Below are 18,048 nucleotides of genomic sequence, written 5' to 3'. Positions count from 1 at the left end.
TTACGTAGCTTCAGCCTACGCAACGCGTAACAAGGAATGTCAGCATGGATGCCATGGAACGCTCAGCGTTCACTCAAGCCGCCGCGCAATGGGCGGCTTTTTTTTGCCTGCGAATTGGCTCTGCTTTACAAGGCGTAGTGGGCCAATTCGCGGGCAATCAGCAGCCGCTGGATTTCGCTCGACCCCTCGTAAATCTGCGTAATGCGCGCATCCCGGTAGTAGCGCTCGACGGGATAATCCTCCAAATAGCCATAGCCACCATGAATCTGAATGGCATCAGAGCACACCCGCTCGGCCATCTCCGAGGCAAACAATTTCGCTTGCGAGGCTTCGGACAAACACGGATGCCCGGCCGTCTTCAGCCGTGCCGCGTGGAGAATCAGCAAGCGGCTGGCGTTGAGCTGGGTGTGCATGTCGGCCAGTTTGTTGGCGATGCTCTGGTGCTCAATGATCGGCTGACCAAACTGCACGCGTTCACGGGCGTAAACCAGCGCTGCCTCGAAGGCGGCACGCGCGATGCCCAGCGCTTGAGCTGCGATGCCGATGCGGCCGCCCTCCAGATTGGACAGCGCGATGGCCAGGCCTTTACCGCGCAGGCCGAGTAGGTTGGCCTGCGGGATGACGCAGTTATTGAGGGTGACGGCGCAGGTGTCCGAGGCCTTGATACCCATCTTCTTTTCGCTGCGATCCACCACAAAGCCCGGGTTTTCGGTGGGCACCAAGAAGGCCGAAAGGCCCTTCTTGCCGAGCTCCGGATCGGTTACGGCGAACACAATGGCAAGCTTGGCGCGCTTGCCATTGCTAACAAATTGCTTGGCGCCGTTAAGCACCCAATGGTCACCTTTCAGCTCGGCACGGGTGCGCAGGTTGTTGGCCTCGGAGCCGGCGTGGGGCTCGGTCAGGCAGAAGCAGCCAATCGCCTCGCCGCTCGCCAGGGCCGGCAGCCAGGCTTGTTTTTGCGCCTCGCTGCCGTAGTTGAGCACCGGGCCACAGCCCACGGAGTTGTGCACGCTCATCAGCGTGCCGGTGGCGCCGTCGGCGGCGGAAATTTCCTCGACGGCCAGGGCGTACGCCACGTAGTCGGTAAACGAGCCGCCCCAGGTGTCGGGCACCACCATGCCCAGCAAGCCCAGCTCGCCCATTTTCCCGACCACGGCGTCGTCAATCCAGCCGGCCTCGGCCCAGGCTTGGGAATGTGGGGCGATTTCGCTGCGGGCGAAGTCGCGCGCCATGTCGCGGATCATGCGTTGTTCGTCGCTCAGTTCCAGGTCGTGCATGCAATGTTCTCTGTCAAAAAAAGGTGAGGGATCAGGCTTTGCCGCTGTAGAGCTTGATGATTGCGGAGAAATCCAGATCGCCATGGCCTTGGGCACTGAAGCTTTGATACAGCTGCTGCGCCAGGGCGCCGAGCAACACCGGTTGTTGCGCCTGCTTGGCCGCTTCGGTGGCCAGGCCCAGGTCTTTGAGCATCAGGTCGGTGCCGAAACCCCCGCTGTAACCGCGCGCGGCCGGGGCGGTTTCCAGCACGCCGGGGAAGGGGTTGTAAGTGTCCGAACTCCAGCAGCGGCCGCTGGATGTATTGATCACGCCGGCCAGCACCTTGGCGTCCATGCCCAGGGCTACGCCGAGGTTCATTGCCTCGGCGACGCCAATCATGGAAATGCCCAGCAGCATGTTGTTCGCCACTTTGGCCACCTGGCCATTCCCCGCGGCGCCGCAGTGCACGATGTTTTTGCCCATGGCCGCGAGCACCGGTTGCGCCTGGGCAAAATCGCTGGCGCTGCCGCCGACCATAAAGGTCAACGTGCCCGCCGCCGCGCCACCCGTGCCGCCAGACACCGGTGCATCGAGCATCGGGTTGCCTTGCTTGGCCGCTGCAGCGGCAACCTCGCGGGCCGTCATCGGGTCGATGGTGGAACTGTCGATCAGGCGAACGCCGTTGCCGACATGGGCGAGCAATCCGTCGTCGCCCAGGTACACGGCTTTCACATGGCGGGCGGCGGGGAGCATGGTGATGATCAGCTCGACTTCGCTGCGGGCAATCTCAGCGGGCGAGCCCAGCGCTTGCGCACCGGCCTCGGTGAGGCGCTGGACGGAGGCCGGCACCAGATCGAACACCTGCAGCGAATGGCCAGCCTTGAGCAGGTTCAAGGCCATGGGCCCGCCCATATTGCCCAGGCCAATAAAACCGATATTCATAAACGTCCCTCTTATTGGATTTGTAGGACTGGCTCTACGCCATGGTTATTTCAAGGTGATGGTGGTGTTGACCGCGCCCACGTCCTCTTCATCGAACCAGCGTTGGGTCACGGTTTTGGTCTGCGTATAGAACTGCACGACTTGTTTGCCATAAGGGCCAAGGTCGCCGAGTTTGGAAGCGCGCGAACCGGAGAACGAGAAGATCGGCACCGGCACGGGAATCGGCACATTGATGCCCACCTGGCCAACGTCGATCTCCTCCTGGAAATGCCGAGCCGCCGCGCCGGAGCGGGTGAAGATGGCCGTGCCGTTGCCATTGGGGTTGGCATTGATCAGGGCGATGGCCTCGTCGAGCGTCGCGGCGTTCATCACGCAAAGCACCGGGCCGAAAATTTCCTCACGGTAAATTCGCATGGTCGGCTTTACGTCGCTGAAGAGGGTCGGCGCGACGAAATTGCCGCGCTCATAGCCCGCGACCGTGGGGTTGCGACCATCCAAGGCCAGCGTCGCGCCTTCCTCAACGCCCGCAGCAATCAGGCCATGAATACGTTCCAGCGCGGTACACGACACCACTGGGCCGAGGTCAGCGCCGGCTTCGGTACCGGCGTTGAGCTTCAGGGTTTTGCTGCGCTCCACCAGCTCGGGGAGCCAGGTTTGCGCTTCGCCGACCAAAATCACCGTCGACAGCGCCATACAGCGTTGCCCGGCCGCGCCAAATGCCGCGCCCACTAGGTTGTTCAGCGTTTGCTGGCGGTTGGCGTCGGGCATGACGATGGCGTGGTTTTTCGCGCCCATCATGCATTGCGCGCGTTTGCCGTTTTGCGTGGCGCGGTTGTACACGTGGGTGCCGACCTGGGTGGAACCGACGAACGAAACGGCCTTGATGTCCGGGTGGTCGCACAGCCGGTTCACCACGTCGGCGCCGCCATGCACCACATTGAGCACGCCGGGCGGCACACCGGCCTGCATCGCCAATTCGGCCAGGCGCATGGTCACCATCGGGTCTTGCTCGGATGGTTTGAGCACGAAGGTGTTGCCGGTGGCGATGGCCATGGGAAACATCCACAGCGGAATCATCGCCGGGAAGTTGAACGGGGTAATGCCGGCGCACACACCCAAAGGTTGCAGCAGGGTGTAGGTGTCGACGCCGCCGGCCACATTGTTGGCCAGCTCGCCCAATTGCAGGTTGCCGATACCGGCAGCGTGCTCCACCACTTCCAAGCCACGGAATACATCACCTTCTGCGTCCGCCAGGGTTTTGCCTTGCTCGGCGGTGAGCATGGCCGCCAGCTCGACCATGTGTTCGCGAATCAGGTGCTGGTATTTCAGAAATATCCGGGCGCGGGCGCCAATTGGCGTTTTTCGCCAGGTTTTGAAGGCCTCGGCGGCGGCGCTGATAGCGGCGTCCACCTCGGCCTGAGTGGCGAAGGGCACGCGCGCCAGCACCTGTTGCGTGGCCGGGTTGATGATGTCGCGCCACTGGGCGCTGGTGGAGTCGATCAGCTCACCGCCAATCAACAGTTTTACGGTGGGGACGGCAGTCGTTTCGGTCGTTTGCATTGTTGTTATCAACCTTATTTTGGCAAAGCGAGCCCTGAGCTTAGCAGTGAGCTTTTGTGCGATACAGGCCACTCGATTCCACAGTCCTAGGAATCCTCCTACAGCGTTTGAATGTCATTGCTACAGAGTGTTTTCCAGCCCTCTGTGATCCTCGTCCGACATTTTTCCTGGCGAGTTTTTCATCATGCATCCATCCGACGTAAACCCTTCCTCTCCTTTCCAACGGGCCGCCCAAAGCATTGGCTTCGCTGTTATCACCCTTGTGGCGCTGGCCGCCACCCAACCTGAATTTCCAGTTCGCGTATACGACTGGATTGTGTCCTTCGAGCACTTCCTGCTGACCGTGTCTTAATGCCCCGCAGCTTCCGGCTTGGCCGCCAATAACGTGTCGTATAACGCCTGAGCGGCCACCGATAATTCGTGATCTTCCTTCCGTAAAATCCCAATAGCTCGCTCGATAATTGGCTCACGCAATGTGAGACAACGCGCACCCAGCTCACGCATCTGCTCCACACACAACGCCGGCACGGCACTCACGCCCAGGCCATTGGCAACCATTCGGCCCACCGTCGCCAATTGGTGGCTTTCAAACGCCACGGGCAATTTAAGTCCACGTTGGCGTAGATGATCTTCCAACATAAAGCGCACGGTAGATGGGCGTTGCAGCGTCACGAAGGGATATTCCAGCAGCGTCGTCCATTCAACTTCCTGCCGTTCGGCCAACGGCGAATCGGCGGCCACCACGGCGACGAAACGGTCCAGATACAACGGCGTGAAGTGCAAGCTGACGTCGGCCTGCGGCTCGAAGGCGATGCCCAATTCCACCTGCCGGTCGCGAACCATCTCGATCACTTGCTCATTGATAACGTCGTTCACCGTCACATTCACCTTCGGGTGCCGCGCGCGAAACTCCACCAGCAATGGCGGCAGCAAATTCCCTGCAAACGAGGGCATGGCCGCCAAGGTGACGCGACCTTGTTGCAGGGTAAATCGTTGGCGCAATTGGTCTTCGGCGTTTTCCCAATCAGCCAGCAGACGCCGCGCCAGCGGCAGCAGCGCTTCGCCTTCGGGCGTCAGGCTGACGTTGCGAGTGGTGCGGCTAAACAACCTGCCGCCCAACCCTTCTTCCAATCCCTTAATGGTCAGGCTCAGGGCCGATTGCGACAGATGAAGGCGCTCGCCGGCCTGGGCGAAACTCAGGCTCTGAGCCACTGCAAGAAAGGCGCGCAATTGTTTGACGGTCATGGCGGGCTCGATAAAAAGACGGCAGTGAAATTATGCTGTTTTATCAATCAATCCATTTTAAAAATCAACTTAACAAATATATCCGTCCGCTCAACACTCATGCCTCCGGCCCGGCAGAGGCCTTCACGAACAACAAGAGAGGCATCGCCCATGGCTGGTTTCGATAAACGTGTGGGTTCTTACGAAGAGGCCCTGGCTGGGCTGAAGGACGGAATGACTGTGCTCGCAGGCGGCTTTGGCCTGTGCGGCATTCCCGAGAACCTGATTGCCGAGATCAAGCGCAAAGGCGTGCGCGACCTCACCGTGGTGTCCAACAACTGCGGCGTCGATGGTTTCGGTTTGGGCGTGCTGCTGGAAGACCGGCAGATCCGCAAAATGATCGCCTCCTACGTGGGCGAAAACGCTTTGTTCGAGCAGCAATTGCTCAGCGGCGAGCTGGAAGTTGAACTGACGCCACAAGGCACCCTGGCCGAGAAAATGCGTGCGGGCGGCGCTGGCATTCCAGCGTTCTTCACCGCTACAGGTGTCGGTACGCCAATTGCCGAAGGCAAGGAAACCCGCGATTTCAACGGCCGCGCCTATCTGATGGAAACCGCAATCACCGGCGATTTCGCCATCGTCAAAGGCTGGAAAGCCGACTGGTTTGGCAATGTCGTGTACCGCCACACCGCGCAGAACTTCAACCCGCTGGCAGCCACTGCCGGGAAGATCACCGTCGTGGAAGTGGAAGAAATCGTCGCCCCGGGCGAACTCGACCCCACGCAGATTCACACCCCCGGTATTTACGTGGATCGCCTGATCTGCGGGCGCTTTGAGAAGCGCATTGAACAACGCACCGTGCGTGCCTGAACCGTCCCCATCCTTTTTGCAGAGAACAATAACTATGGCGCTTACCCGCGAACAAATGGCCCAGCGTGTCGCCCGCGAATTGCAGGACGGCTTCTACGTCAACCTTGGCATCGGCATTCCCACGCTCGTCGCCAACTACGTGCCGCACGGCATGGAAGTGATGCTGCAATCGGAGAACGGCTTGCTCGGCATGGGCGCTTTTCCGACTGCTGACGAAATAGACGCCGACATGATCAACGCCGGCAAACAGACCGTGACCGCCCGCACCGGCGCGTCGATTTTTTCCTCGGCTGAATCGTTCGCCATGATTCGCGGCGGCCATATCGACCTGACCGTGCTCGGCGCATTCGAAGTGGACGTGCAAGGCAACATCGCCTCGTGGATGGTGCCCGGCAAGTTGGTCAAAGGCATGGGCGGGGCGATGGATCTGGTCGCCGGCGCAGAGAACATCATCGTCACCATGACCCACGCCTCCAAAGACGGCGAGTCGAAACTGCTGGCCCGCTGCACCTTGCCGCTGACCGGCGCGGGTTGCATCAAGCGCGTGCTTACCGACCTGGCCTACCTGGAAATCGACAACGGCGCGTTCATTCTCAAAGAGCGCGCGCCGGGCGTGAGCGTTGAAGAAATCAAAGCAAAAACGGCAGGTGAGCTGGTGATTCCCGATCACGTGCCGGAAATGCAATTTTGAGGAGTGATGCCATGCAAGACGTCGTAATCGTAGCCGCCACCCGCACCGCCGTCGGCAGTTTCCAAGGCTCGTTGGCGAACATTCCCGCCGTTGATTTGGGCGCTGCCGTAATCCGCGCGCTGCTGGAAAAAACCGGCCTGGATGGCGCCGAAGTGGATGAAGTGATCCTCGGCCAGGTGCTCACCGCAGGCGCGGGACAAAACCCAGCGCGCCAAGCCGCGATCAAAGCCGGCCTGCCCGTTGCGGTTCCGGCGCTGACCCTGAATAAAGTCTGCGGCTCAGGCCTCAAAGCCCTGCACCTCGGCGCCCAAGCCATCCGCTGCGGCGATGCCGACGTGATCATCGCCGGCGGCCAGGAAAACATGAGCCTGGCCCCGTACGTAATGCCGGGCGCTCGTACCGGTTTGCGCATGGGCCACGCGCAGGTGATTGACAGCATGATCACCGACGGCCTGTGGGATGCCTTCAACGACTACCACATGGGCATCACCGCCGAGAATCTGGTGGAGAAATACGCCATCAGCCGCGAAGCCCAAGACGCCTTTGCCGCCGGCTCGCAGCAGAAAGCCGTGGCCGCGATTGAAGGCGGGCGCTTCAACGACGAAATCACGCCGATCCTGATCCCGCAGCGCAAAGGCGACCCGGTGGCGTTCGCGACCGACGAACAACCCCGCGCCGGCACCACCGCCGAAGCGCTGGGCAAACTCAAACCGGCCTTCAAAAAGGACGGCACCGTCACCGCCGGCAATGCCTCCAGCCTTAACGACGGCGCCGCCGCCGTAATCCTGATGAGCGCCGACAAGGCCAAGGCGTTGGGCCTGCCCGTACTGGCAAAAATCGCCGCCTACGCCAATGCCGGCGTCGACCCCGCCATCATGGGCATCGCCCCGGTTTCGGCCACCAAACGCTGCCTGGAAAAGGCCGGCTGGACGCTCGACCAACTCGACCTGATCGAAGCCAACGAAGCCTTCGCCGCGCAGGCGTTGTCGGTCGGCAAAGAACTCGGCTGGGATGCGAGCAAGGTCAACGTCAACGGCGGCGCCATCGCCATCGGCCACCCCATCGGCGCCTCAGGCTGCCGCGTGCTGGTGACCTTGCTGCACGAAATGATCAAACGTGACGCCAAGAAAGGCTTGGCCACGCTGTGCATTGGTGGTGGGCAGGGCGTAGCGCTGGCACTGGAACGGCCTTGAACGGGTGGGGTGGCTAATCGGAAAACCGCCTAGCCGCCCCCACACAATCACGACAACCGCTTCACCAACCGCTCCAACTCAACAAAATCCTGCACCCCATAAAAATTCGCCGCCCCGGCGAATTCGCTGAAATCCGTCTCCCCATATCCTGCCACCTGCGCCCCGGCGCTAATCCCGGCCTGCACGCCTGGCACGCTGTCGTCCACCAACAAACACTTCTCCACCGGCACGCCAATCAGGTTCGCCGCATGCTCGATCAACCGTGGCGAAGGCTTCCAGGCATTTACTTCATAAGCGCTAACAATCCTGGCGCCGAACACTTCAAGTAAACCCACGGCAGCCAAGTTGGTTTCGATCTTCGCGCGCGGCCCGTTCGAGGCCACGCAGATAGGCAGCGTCGCGCCACGCACAAACGCCACGGCGCCGGGCATTTCTTCGACGTGGTCGCGCAGCAGCGGCAAGCTGCGGCGACGAAATTCCTGGTCCAGGTGGTGGCCGTTGAGTGCGGGGTACAAGGCGACCAGTTCGCTGATGAACTGGGCGAAGGGGATGCCGCGAAAGCGCGTGAGCACCTGTTCGGCAGGCATGTGGATGCGTTGTTCGGCGAGCAGTTGATGCAGCAGCTGGGCGGCGAGGCGCTCGCTGTCTACCAAGGTGCCATCGCAGTCGAAAATAAGGCCGGCAATCGTCACGTGTGAGGGTCGCTCGCAAAAGAGGGTAGGGCTGTTGTGACCACAGCAGGCCAGCAGGGTTTTAACCGCAGCCGTCATTCGTCAGCGCGAGGCTCTGGCGCGGGATTTTGCGTTTCGCCGCGCTCCGTCGAGGTGATAGCATTTGGCCCTGTTTGCGGTGCCGTCGCGGTCCACGAGCGCTTTTCGACTCACTCATTTTTTGCAAGGACGCCCGGCATGGCCGCTCCCTCTAAACGTCTGGAACGTCTGCTTATCAGCGGCGCCTTGTTGCTGCTGTTGTGGTTGCCCTTGCCGATTGGCAGCAACCGCGACTGGTCCATGGGCCTGTTGGTTTTCTTCTGCTGCACGCTAGGTGCCGGCTGGGCGCTGAACGCCTGGCGCCGCAACCGCGACATGGGCCCCACGCTGCGCCCGGCGCTCCCGATGCTTGGCTTGTTGCTGCTCAGCCAAGTGTGGGTGCTGGTGCAGTGGCTTTCGGGCATGACTGTCGACGGCGCTGCCACCTTCCAATACCTCATGCTTGGCATCGCTTACAGCCTGCTGTTCTTGCTGGTGGTCGACCTGTTCCGCACGCGCAAACGCCTAAGCCTGCTGCTCGCCGTATTGGTGATAAGCGGCACGTTTCAGGCGTTTTTTGGGGTGGTAATGACGTTGTCCGGTGTCGAAGATTTGCTCGTCGGCGCGAAAACCCATTACCTGGGCGACGCCACCGGCACCTTCGTTAACCGCAACCATTTTGCCGGGTATTTGGAGTTAACCCTGGCGGCGGGCATTGGCCTGTTGCTGGCGCTGCGCGATGAGCGCCCGTTTCGCTGGGTCAATGTGCTGGAGATGCTGCTGGGCCCCAAGGGGCGCCTGCGCTTGGCGTTGGTGCTGATGACCATTGCGCTGGTGATGAGCCATTCGCGCATGGGCAACGGAGCGTTTTTCACCAGTCTGCTGCTGGTGGGCGGGACATTCCTGCTGACCGACAAAACCCATCGGCTGCGCAACGGGCTCATTCTTGCGAGTTTGCTGGTGATCGACGTGCTGATCGTCAGCCAATACTTCGGCCTCGACAAACTTGTGGACCGCATCGCCTCCACGCAACTGCAAGCCGTGGTGGTCGATGGGCAAACCATTCAGGCTGCCAACGAACTGCGCGGCACCGTCTACGAACAAGCGCTGCCGCTGGCCAAAGAGCACTGGCTGACCGGCCACGGCGCCGGCACGTTTGAAGTGCTGTTCGGCAAATATGCCGGGCCGGAAATTACCCTGCACTTCGACCACGCGCACAACGACTACCTGCAATTCATCATCGAGTACGGCCTGATCGGCAGCTTGCCGTTGCTGGTGTTCGTGCTGCTGGGCCTGTACCACGCGCAACGGGCCATGTGGCGCGGCGAATCCACCTACCGGGCCGGGGTGGGCTTTGGCGCCAGCCTGGGCATCGTGGCGCTGCTGATTCACTCGCTGGTGGACTTCAACCTGCAAATTCCTGCCAACGCCGCCACCTACGTAGTGATCTGCGCCATTGGCGTGATCGCCAACAACCACTACCGCGAGCGTCGCGCGCGGGATCGCGGTTGATCAAGCCTAAAGCGGGGCCGGCTGAGCAACCAGGGCCGGCTCGCGCTTGAACCACTTCTTGCCGGCCGCGATGCCGGGCAATTCGATGTACCGGTAGGTCAAGGTTGAAACCACTAGCACCCCGACCAGCTGCCCGATCACCAAGGCGTTGTTGAGCAGCACGCTGCCGGTGTCGACATAGCGCTTGATAGTGCCCGAATCGGTTTCCGGCAGATCAATCAGCAGCGGGTGTCCCATCATGCCGCCCAGGGCTTTTAGCACGATGTACGAAAGCACCAGCAGGGTGGCATGGGTCATGTAGATCGAATACGAGAGCGTGCCCAACCAGGCGAAAAACCGTTTGCACAGCAGTGTCGACAGCACGCCAGAGCCAAAAGCAAACACCAGCACGGCGATGCAAAACAGCACGCTCATAAAGACTTTGTGCGGCGTGTTGATGGTGGCCAGAATCAGCACGATCGCGCCGAGTACGGTCGCCTCCAGCATGCTGCCAAGCCGGGGTTTCAAGGTGTGCGTGGGCAGGGCGCGGTAGAGCCGATAGGTGACCGCGCCGCCAAAGAAACAACCCAGGCCTTGCAGCGCCTGTTCGGTCAGCCAGGTGCTGGCGAATACGATGGCCGCCCAGGCTGCCACTGCCACCAGCGCGAACGCGCTTTGCACGTGCTGGCGCAGCAGCACCGTCATCACCGCAAACAGCATGTACAAGTAGTACTCGACGCTGATGCTCCAGGCTGGGTAGTTGAACGACAGCGGCTCGAACCCTGGCCACCAGGACTGTATGAGTAAGAGGTTGGGCAGAATTTCGTTAACCGAGCGAGGCCCGCTGAAGCTGTGACTGCCAAACGACAAGCCACGGTGTTCGCCCCATACCTTCACGCATTCGATGGCCAGCGCAAACGCGAGCAATGCCAGGTGCAAGGGATAAAGCCTGAAAGTGCGGGTGAGGGCAAAGTCGCCCATCTGCTTCCATGAGCTCAGCCGCCGGCCGTAGCTGTGGCAGAGCACAAAGCCGCTGAGAACGAAGAAGAAGTTGACGAAGTAGTCGGCGTTTCGAAAAAAACGCAGCTCGGTAAAGGTGTGCAACGCATGCGCGTGATAAATGGCAACGGCCAAAGCGAACAGCCCGCGAAAGCTGTCCAGAGCCTGAAAACGCTTCATTGCAACGTCCCTGTTGATCGCAGCGCGCGAGTTTGTCAGGGACGATAGTGCTCAATCAATAGCTGAACGCTATAAACCAATCATTCGTTAGTGCGAATTTGCCGCTGTACGCGCTGGCGCTTCAGCTGCAAAGCAACGCCCAAGCCGATCAAAACGCCCGCCACGTTGGAGGCCATGTCGGCCAGCGACGGGTCGCGCAGTGGCAGCAGGCCTTGGGTTAGCTCGATCATCAGGGCGAACAACAGGCAATACAGCACGGTCCAGAAGGCGTGCGTGGCGGGGAAGGCCAGGCGGGCGCTGCATACCAGCACAGCGAAGGCGCTGAGGTGGTGGAGCAAGTCCTGATACTCGAAGGCTTGCGGCACCGGATCGCTGCGCAGTCCGGTGTAGAGAATCACCGCCAAGGTGACGAAGAAAATGATCATGCTGATGACACGGCCCATAACGAATTCCTAGCTCGGTTGTTCGCTGTTCGCGCTGGACGCGACGGCGAGGTTGTTGTTTTTGTTGTTATCTTTTTTCGCCTCGGTCTTCGCTGCAGAACGCAGCAGGGCGTTGCGCAGGAAGCGTTGGGCGGGGGTTTCAAAGTAGCGGAAGCTGAGCAGGCACAGCGGAATCAGCACGGCAAAAAACACCAGCATCGACACTTCACCGTAGAAGAACGTCGGGCTGGCGCCGTTCTGTGTCAGTACGGTGAAGAACACCAACTGCAACGGGAAGTGCAGCAGGTACGAGGAATAGGTGAGGTTGCCGACCATGGCTAGGCGTTTGCCAAGGTAGCCACGTTTGGTTTCCATCAGCGCCAAGGTAAAGATGCTCAGCGGGAACAGCACGGCCACGACAATGGCGCGGGTGGCGCCGTGTACGGCTTTGTCCAACAGACCCGCGAATTTTTCCGGCAACACGCTTTGCGCAATGTTCTGCACCAGCGGCCAGAACCACGGGTGATACACCTCCACCACGGTGAACAACCACAGCACGGCGCTGCCACCCACTGCCCACGGCAGCACACGCAGCAGCCAACCGCGTTCGCACACGTAGCGGTACAGCCGGAAAATTAGCCCGCCCAGGAAGAACGAGAAAATACCGCGCCCGACAATGGGCTCGGCCACCATCACCACCACGCCCAGCGCCAGCATGGCTACGTGGGCCCAGAGGCGTTGGCGGAACATCAGGCAGACGATGAAAAACACCAGGTACATCAGCACTTCAACCGACACCGACCAGATCGGGCCGTTGAAGGACGGGCCTTTTTCCAGGCCCCAGCTGGAGGCCATAAACAGGTTCAGCACGGCGTGGTACAGGTCGTTGAAGGGCACCACAAAGTAATCGCCGGTGCGCGCCATCACCCACTGCTGGGCGAGCAGCACAAACAGGAACGTGGCGATGTGCAGCGGATAAAGCCGCGAAAACCGCAGCACGAAAAACTCCCAGCCGCCGACCGTTCGCTCGGCAATTTCCCGCGCATACAGCCAAAAGAAAATGAAGCCCGACAGCGAGAAGAAGAAGTCCACCGCCAGCCAGCCGGTTTGGTAGAACAGGAAGAACACGTTGTAGAACGGTTGCTGTTCCATCTCGTACGGCACAAAGGTGCTGCCCTGGAAGAAGAAGTGCTGCCAGTGCCAGAACACCACGGCCAGTGCTGCGACGCCGCGAATGAAGTCCAGGGAATAGAAGCGCCGGGGGCTGGAGTAAATCATGGTGTGGTCTCTACGGGCGGCGTGCTGTGGGCCGTGGCGTCAGTGGTGAGAAACATGTGTTGGAACAATGGCCGCAAGCGGTCGCTGCCGTACTCGCTGAGGTGGTCGTCGTCGAAATACAGCGGGTGCCCATCGGCATCGCCATAGCACTTACCGTCGCGGCACAGGTAGGGCAGGGGATCGAGAATGTTCACGCCGCAACGCGCCGCCGCCAGGTCCTGGGTTTCCCAGGTGAAGGCGTTGCGCTGGCGGTATTCGTCCATGGAAATCCACACCCGCTCCTGCTTGCCGCGCATGGCCGCGCGGCCCATGGTTTTCGGCACGTCGCGCTTGAGCTCGGGAATCGGTCGCAGCATGTACACCGGCCGTTGCTTGGCGAACGCGCAGGCGGTGTCGATGATGCCCTCGCGCATGGCTTGCAGGTATTCAGGGCTGCGCGAGGGGAACGGTTTGTCGAAATACAGTTCCGGCACCGGCACTTCGCGGGTGCGGTCAGGCTCATTCGGGCCGAGCAGGTAGTACGAGGTGCGGTTGATGATCAGCATCGGCACTTGGGCTTGCGCTGCATTTACTTCCTGACTTTTGCGCGCGTTGAAGCTGCCGCATCGGTAGGTGATCTGGCCGACAGCCTTGATGTTGGCGATGGTCGGGCAGTTGCTCATGGTCCAGTCGAGAACGTGTTCGTCAGGGCTGGGAAGCGCGCGCTCGACGCCGCGGATCATGGCGCCGGCGTGGCTGTCACCCACCACAATCGCCCCGAGCTTGGGCCCGCCATAGGTGCATTCCGGCACCGCGCTGAATTCGTTTTGCATGCACTCACCCAGGCGCGGATTTTTGTTGTCCGACTCGGCGAATAGCGCATCGACCTGCGCCGGCAGCCGGCCCGGAATGCCGTGCTGCAGCAAAATTACGCCACCTGGCACCATCACCAGCAGCGTGACGGCCACGATCACCAAGGCGCTTAGCCGCTGGCGCATCAGGTTCAGGCTGAACTGCGCCGGACGCTCGATAAAGCGGTACGACAACCCGCCGAGCACCAGCGTCAGTAACAGGCCAACGACAATGGCCGGCACCGAATCCTGCAACTCCAGGTATACCAGCCCAACCACCAGCGGCCAGTGCCAGAGGTACAGCGAATAGGAACTGTCGCCCAGCCACTGCGCGATGCGCGTGCCGGTAAAAAGCGAATCCTGGCGAGCGGCGAACAGAATCAGCATGGTCGCGAACACCGGCACGGTGGCGCGCCAGCCCGGCCATTGGCTGTTGCTGTCGAACACGGCGATGGCCGCGATCAACAGAGCGAAGCCGGCGATTTCCACGCTGCGCTGTTGACCCGCTGATAAGACGATGCGTTGCGCCAGCAAATACACCAGCCCGCCCGCGAGCATTTCCCAGGCACGGGTCGGCAGCAGGTAAAAGGCAGCGGTGGTTTTGATTGGGGTGGCGGCGATGCACAGCAGCAGCGACAACAGCAGCACGGCGGACAAACCGATGGCTTGGGCGCGTCGGCTCGGGCGAAGTTTGTAAATGACGGCCATGAAAATTGGCAGCATCAAGTAGAACTGCCATTCAACCGACAACGACCACGTGTGCAGCAGCAGCTTGTCGTGGGAGGCGGAATCAAAATAACCGTCTTCGCGCCAAAACATGACGTTGGACAAAAAGCCCAGCGCACTGATGGCGTGTTTGCCCAACTGCTTGTATTCCACCGCCGGCAGCACGAACCAGCCGACCACCATCAGCACCAGACACAGCACCAACAGCGCGGGAAGAATGCGCCGTGCCCGTGACAGGTAGAAGGCGATGATGGAAAAGCGTCGGGGGTCAATGACGCCGCTCGCTGCGGCCGCCGAATTGGCCTCCAGACCACGAAGAATGATGCCCGTCATCAGGAAGCCGGAGATCACGAAAAACACGTCCACGCCCACGAAACCGCCGGAAAAACCGGTCGCGCCGAAGTGGAATAAAACTACCGCTACAACGGCCCATGCGCGCAGGCCGTTTATGTCCTTACGGAACTTATTATTGGAATTTCTCATGCGCTTGCCTGCGTTGGGACGGTTAACTGCAAGGGAGCGAGTCCCTAAAACCTGACACCCGAAAGGCTGTGGGCCACGCCTATGGCGCGGCCCTGTTCGTGCTACTTGCCTTTGAGATACAGCTCTTCAAAACAGAAATTGGTCGCTTCCACGTAGCCTTCGGCGCTGCCGCAGTCGAAGCGTTGGCCCTTGAACTTGTACGCCAGCACGCAGCCGGATTTGGCTTGTTTCAGCAGGGCGTCGGTGATCTGGATTTCGCCGTTCTTGCCCGGCTCGGTGTCGGCGATCAGGCCGAAAATGTCCGGCGTCAGAATGTAGCGGCCGATGATCGCCAGGTTCGATGGCGCGTCTTCGGGCTTGGGTTTTTCCACCATGCTGTGCACGCGGTAGAGGTCGTCGCGAATCAGCTCGCCGGCAATAACGCCGTACTTGTGGGTCTGGTCGGCCGGCACTTCCTGGATCGCCACGATGGAGCAGCGGAACTGGTTGTACAGCTTGATCATCTGCGTGAGCACGCCGTCGCCGTCGAGGTTGATGCACAGGTCGTCGGCCAGCACCACGGCAAACGCCTCGTCGCCAATCAGCGGCTGACCACAGAGAATTGCGTGGCCCAGGCCATTCATGGCCACTTGGCGGGTATAGGAAAAGGTGCAGCCATCGATCAGCTCGCGGGTGCCGGCCAGGAAGTGTTCCTTGTCGGTGCCGCGAATCTGGTGTTCCAGCTCGTAGCTGATGTCGAAATGGTCTTCCAGCGAGCGCTTGCCGCGACCGGTGACGATGGCCATGTGTTGCAGGCCGGCATCGCGGGCTTCCTCAACGCCGTATTGAATCAGCGGCTTGTTGACGATGGGCAGCATTTCTTTGGGCATGGCCTTGGTGGCCGGGAGAAAGCGGGTGCCGTAACCGGCGGCGGGGAAGAGGCATTTACGGATCATAAGAAGCTCCTGAAGGATCACAAAACCCTTGTGGGAGCGGCTTCAGCCGCGATGCTTTTTTGTGGAAAACACCGAGGTTGAAGCCGCCCCACATTGTCCGGTGTGGCGTATTACTTGGCGTAGCCCTGCGGGTTGGCAGACTGCCAACGCCAGGTGTCGCTCATCATCTGGTCGAGGCCGCGCTCGGCTTTCCAGCCCAGCTCGCTGGCCGCTTTGGCGGGGTCGGCCCAGCATTCGGCGATGTCGCCAGGGCGGCGCGGCACGATTTGATAAGGCACCGCCTGGCCACTGGCCGCTTCAAATGCCTTGAGCATTTCAAGCACGCTATAGCCCTGACCCGTGCCCAGGTTCCAGACCTTCACGCCGCTGTCGCCAGCGATGGTTTGCAAGGCCTTCAGGTGCCCGTCGGCGAGGTCTTCGACGTGGATGTAATCACGCACGCCGGTGCCGTCGACGGTGGGGTAATCGTTGCCGAATACCGACAGCTGCTTGAGTTTGCCGATGGCAACTTGGCTGATGTACGGCAGCAAATTGTTGGGAATGCCGTTGGGGTCTTCGCCGATCAGGCCGCTGCTGTGAGCGCCCACCGGGTTGAAGTAACGCAGCAAGGCGATGCTCCAGCGCGGTTCGGAGCGGGCCAGGTCTTGCAGCAGCTCTTCGACCATCAGCTTCGAGCGCCCGTAAGGGTTGGTCGGTATGCCGGTGGGGAAGTCTTCGCGAATCGGCATTTGCGTCGGTTCGCCGTACACCGTGGCGGACGAGCTGAACACCAACCGGTAAACGCCAGCCGCCGCCATGGCCTGACACAGGGTTACGCTGCCGGCGACGTTGTTCTCGTAGTAGTCCAACGGCTTGGCCACGCTTTCGCCGACCGCTTTGAGGCCGGCGAAGTGCAGCACGGCGCTGATGGAGCGCGAGGCGAACACTTCATCCAGCAACACCCGATCGCGGATGTCGCCTTGAATGAATTCAGCCTGCTTGCCGCAGATTTTCTCCACCCGGTGCAACGACTCCGGGGAGCTGTTGCACAGGTTGTCCAACACCACCACCTGATACCCCGCTTCCAGCAGGGCCAAGGTGGTGTGCGAGCCGATGTAACCGGCGCCGCCGGTGACCAGAATGGTTTCGCTCATGGGGCATCCCGCCTGTTGTTAGCGCCACTCATCCGGGCAGCTGGTTTTCCAGTCAGCGAAGGCGGTGGCCAGGCTGTACTGGTAGGGGTAGCCGTTTTCTACAAGGAAATGCGGCAATACGTTGTTGGAGCGCACCAGCTTGCGGATGCGTACCGGGCTGAACGGGTGCTTGATGCCCAGCGGCCGCGCGATGGCGTCAATGCTGTACGCCACGCCGAGCAACAGCGGGTAAGGCACGGCGGGCACTTTGCGTTCGATGGCGGCGACGCTGCAAACGGTTTCCACGTATTCGGAAATCGACGGGCCGGGGTTCATGGTCATGTTGAACAGCGAGAAATGCCCGCCTTGTTCTTTCTGACGTTCCAGTACCCAAAGCATCGCGGCGCACAGCTCTTTTACATAGGTGCCAGCTTTACGCGTGGTGCGGTTGCCCATGTAGAAGAAGTAACGCTTGATCACGGCCTTGACCAGACGCGAGACGTTGCCGCCTTCGCCCGGCCCAAACACCACGCCCGGACGCACAATCACCAGGTGGCGGTTGGCCTTGTCGGCTGCCAGCCAGGTCTGGTGAATTTTTTCGGCGGCCAGTTTCGAGCCGCCGTAAGCAGTGGCCGGAACGGGCAGGGTGCGTTCGTCTTTCTGATCTTCGCTTGGGCCGTAGGGCGAAATCGAGCTGGTGAAAATCAGGTCGTTGCAGCCGACCTGTTCGGCCCAGGCGGTGACGTTTTCGGCGCCCAGCAGATTGGTTTCGTAGTACTCGTAATCTTCGTGGCCGGGCTCGCGGTGCACGGCGGCGAAGTTGGCGATCAGGGCGACGGTTTCTTCCGGCTTCCAACTGATGGGCTGGCGTACGTCGCCATTGATCTCAACGATCTCCGGGCTTTCATGCACCAGGCGAGCACGGTAGGGGAATGGCTTCTGGGTGACCTGCTCTTTGTCGAACAGGTAGACCTTGTCGTAACCACCTTTGGCAAGCAGTTGTTTGGCGAAGAACACGCCAATAAAACCCGAGCCACCAAAAATCACGGCGCAGTTCATCTGTTCCATCCTTCAATTCATGTATGCGGGAAGCAACGTGCGGGAGG

The 18,048-nt window shown here is 60.7% G+C and carries 17 protein-coding genes; 5 read left to right on the top strand and 12 right to left on the bottom strand.

Features of this window, described 5'->3' with window-relative positions; translation table 11 throughout:
• Positions 1 to 125: 125 nt before the first annotated feature.
• The 3 genes from ACZZ0Q_RS17225 to ACZZ0Q_RS17215 are packed head-to-tail and all read right to left on the bottom strand — an operon-like array spanning position 126 to position 3,759.
• Positions 126 to 1,277 carry an acyl-CoA dehydrogenase family protein gene (locus ACZZ0Q_RS17225; protein ID WP_463541455.1) on the bottom strand — a complete coding sequence of 384 codons (1,152 nt, stop codon included), beginning with the start codon at positions 1,275 to 1,277 and terminating at the stop codon, positions 126 to 128.
• Positions 1,278 to 1,308: 31 nt separating this feature from the next.
• On the bottom strand, positions 1,309 to 2,199 hold the full coding sequence (gene mmsB, locus ACZZ0Q_RS17220; RefSeq protein ID WP_463541456.1) for a 3-hydroxyisobutyrate dehydrogenase: 891 nt from the start codon (positions 2,197 to 2,199) through the stop codon (positions 1,309 to 1,311).
• A gap of 45 nt (positions 2,200 to 2,244) precedes the next feature.
• A complete protein-coding gene (locus ACZZ0Q_RS17215; RefSeq protein ID WP_463541457.1) occupies positions 2,245 to 3,759 on the bottom strand; it encodes a CoA-acylating methylmalonate-semialdehyde dehydrogenase in 1,515 nt (504 codons plus the stop codon).
• Between the two features lie 184 nt (positions 3,760 to 3,943).
• Here ACZZ0Q_RS17215 and ACZZ0Q_RS17210 point away from each other — a divergent pair, with 184 nt between their 5' ends.
• Entirely contained in the window at positions 3,944 to 4,111 is a 168-nt protein-coding gene (locus ACZZ0Q_RS17210) for a hypothetical protein (RefSeq protein ID WP_463541458.1), read from the top strand.
• On the opposite strand, the gene ACZZ0Q_RS17205 is transcribed toward ACZZ0Q_RS17210, so the two are convergent.
• Entirely contained in the window at positions 4,108 to 5,004 is an 897-nt protein-coding gene (locus ACZZ0Q_RS17205) for a LysR family transcriptional regulator (protein WP_463541459.1), read from the bottom strand. The two genes, ACZZ0Q_RS17210 and ACZZ0Q_RS17205, sit on opposite strands and share 4 nt — an antisense overlap.
• 150 nt (positions 5,005 to 5,154) lie before the next feature.
• On the opposite strand from ACZZ0Q_RS17205, the gene ACZZ0Q_RS17200 reads away from it, so the two are divergent.
• Genes ACZZ0Q_RS17200 through ACZZ0Q_RS17190 form a run of 3 tightly spaced genes read left to right on the top strand, consistent with a single transcriptional unit; the run spans position 5,155 to position 7,737 of the window.
• A complete protein-coding gene (locus tag ACZZ0Q_RS17200) occupies positions 5,155 to 5,853 on the top strand; it encodes a CoA transferase subunit A (RefSeq protein WP_463382006.1) in 699 nt (232 codons plus the stop codon).
• 34 nt (positions 5,854 to 5,887) lie between these two features.
• Complete coding sequence (locus tag ACZZ0Q_RS17195; RefSeq protein WP_463541460.1) at positions 5,888 to 6,544, top strand: CoA transferase subunit B; 657 nt, start codon at positions 5,888 to 5,890, stop codon at positions 6,542 to 6,544.
• Between the two features lie 11 nt (positions 6,545 to 6,555).
• Positions 6,556 to 7,737, top strand: a complete 1,182-nt coding sequence (locus ACZZ0Q_RS17190; RefSeq protein ID WP_463541461.1) for an acetyl-CoA C-acetyltransferase — start codon at positions 6,556 to 6,558, stop codon at positions 7,735 to 7,737.
• Positions 7,738 to 7,784: 47 nt separating this feature from the next.
• On the opposite strand, the gene ACZZ0Q_RS17185 is transcribed toward ACZZ0Q_RS17190, so the two are convergent.
• Positions 7,785 to 8,429, bottom strand: coding sequence for an HAD-IA family hydrolase (locus ACZZ0Q_RS17185; protein ID WP_463541462.1), 645 nt, complete (start codon positions 8,427 to 8,429; stop codon positions 7,785 to 7,787).
• A gap of 216 nt (positions 8,430 to 8,645) precedes the next feature.
• Between ACZZ0Q_RS17185 and ACZZ0Q_RS17180 the strand changes: the two genes are divergently transcribed.
• Entirely contained in the window at positions 8,646 to 9,998 is a 1,353-nt protein-coding gene (locus ACZZ0Q_RS17180) for an O-antigen ligase family protein (RefSeq protein WP_463541463.1), read from the top strand.
• A gap of 6 nt (positions 9,999 to 10,004) precedes the next feature.
• On the opposite strand, the gene ACZZ0Q_RS17175 is transcribed toward ACZZ0Q_RS17180, so the two are convergent.
• The 7 genes from ACZZ0Q_RS17175 to ACZZ0Q_RS17145 form a co-directional block, all read right to left on the bottom strand.
• Complete coding sequence (locus ACZZ0Q_RS17175) at positions 10,005 to 11,156, bottom strand: acyltransferase family protein (RefSeq protein WP_463560779.1); 1,152 nt, start codon at positions 11,154 to 11,156, stop codon at positions 10,005 to 10,007.
• A gap of 80 nt (positions 11,157 to 11,236) precedes the next feature.
• Positions 11,237 to 11,599 (bottom strand): VanZ family protein, encoded by a 363-nt coding sequence (locus tag ACZZ0Q_RS17170; RefSeq protein WP_463541465.1) that lies wholly within the window; start codon positions 11,597 to 11,599, stop codon positions 11,237 to 11,239.
• A 9-nt stretch (positions 11,600 to 11,608) separates the two neighbouring features.
• Positions 11,609 to 12,856 (bottom strand): acyltransferase family protein, encoded by a 1,248-nt coding sequence (locus ACZZ0Q_RS17165; RefSeq protein ID WP_463541466.1) that lies wholly within the window; start codon positions 12,854 to 12,856, stop codon positions 11,609 to 11,611.
• Positions 12,853 to 14,895: an acyltransferase family protein gene (locus tag ACZZ0Q_RS17160; RefSeq protein ID WP_463541467.1), complete on the bottom strand. Its 2,043-nt coding sequence runs from the start codon at positions 14,893 to 14,895 to the stop codon at positions 12,853 to 12,855. Before ACZZ0Q_RS17160 ends, ACZZ0Q_RS17165 begins: the two co-directional genes overlap by 4 nt.
• A 101-nt stretch (positions 14,896 to 14,996) precedes the next feature.
• Complete coding sequence (gene galU, locus ACZZ0Q_RS17155) at positions 14,997 to 15,830, bottom strand: UTP--glucose-1-phosphate uridylyltransferase GalU (protein WP_463382013.1); 834 nt, start codon at positions 15,828 to 15,830, stop codon at positions 14,997 to 14,999.
• A 110-nt stretch (positions 15,831 to 15,940) separates the two neighbouring features.
• Positions 15,941 to 16,963 (bottom strand): UDP-glucose 4-epimerase GalE, encoded by a 1,023-nt coding sequence (galE, locus tag ACZZ0Q_RS17150; protein WP_463541468.1) that lies wholly within the window; start codon positions 16,961 to 16,963, stop codon positions 15,941 to 15,943.
• A gap of 18 nt (positions 16,964 to 16,981) precedes the next feature.
• Positions 16,982 to 18,001, bottom strand: a complete 1,020-nt coding sequence (locus tag ACZZ0Q_RS17145) for an NAD-dependent epimerase/dehydratase family protein (protein ID WP_163016500.1) — start codon at positions 17,999 to 18,001, stop codon at positions 16,982 to 16,984.
• Positions 18,002 to 18,048: the final 47 nt, after the last annotated feature.

The organism is Pseudomonas sp. AC070 (assembly GCF_979258635.1).
This window is presented reverse-complemented; position numbering and strand designations above follow the sequence as displayed.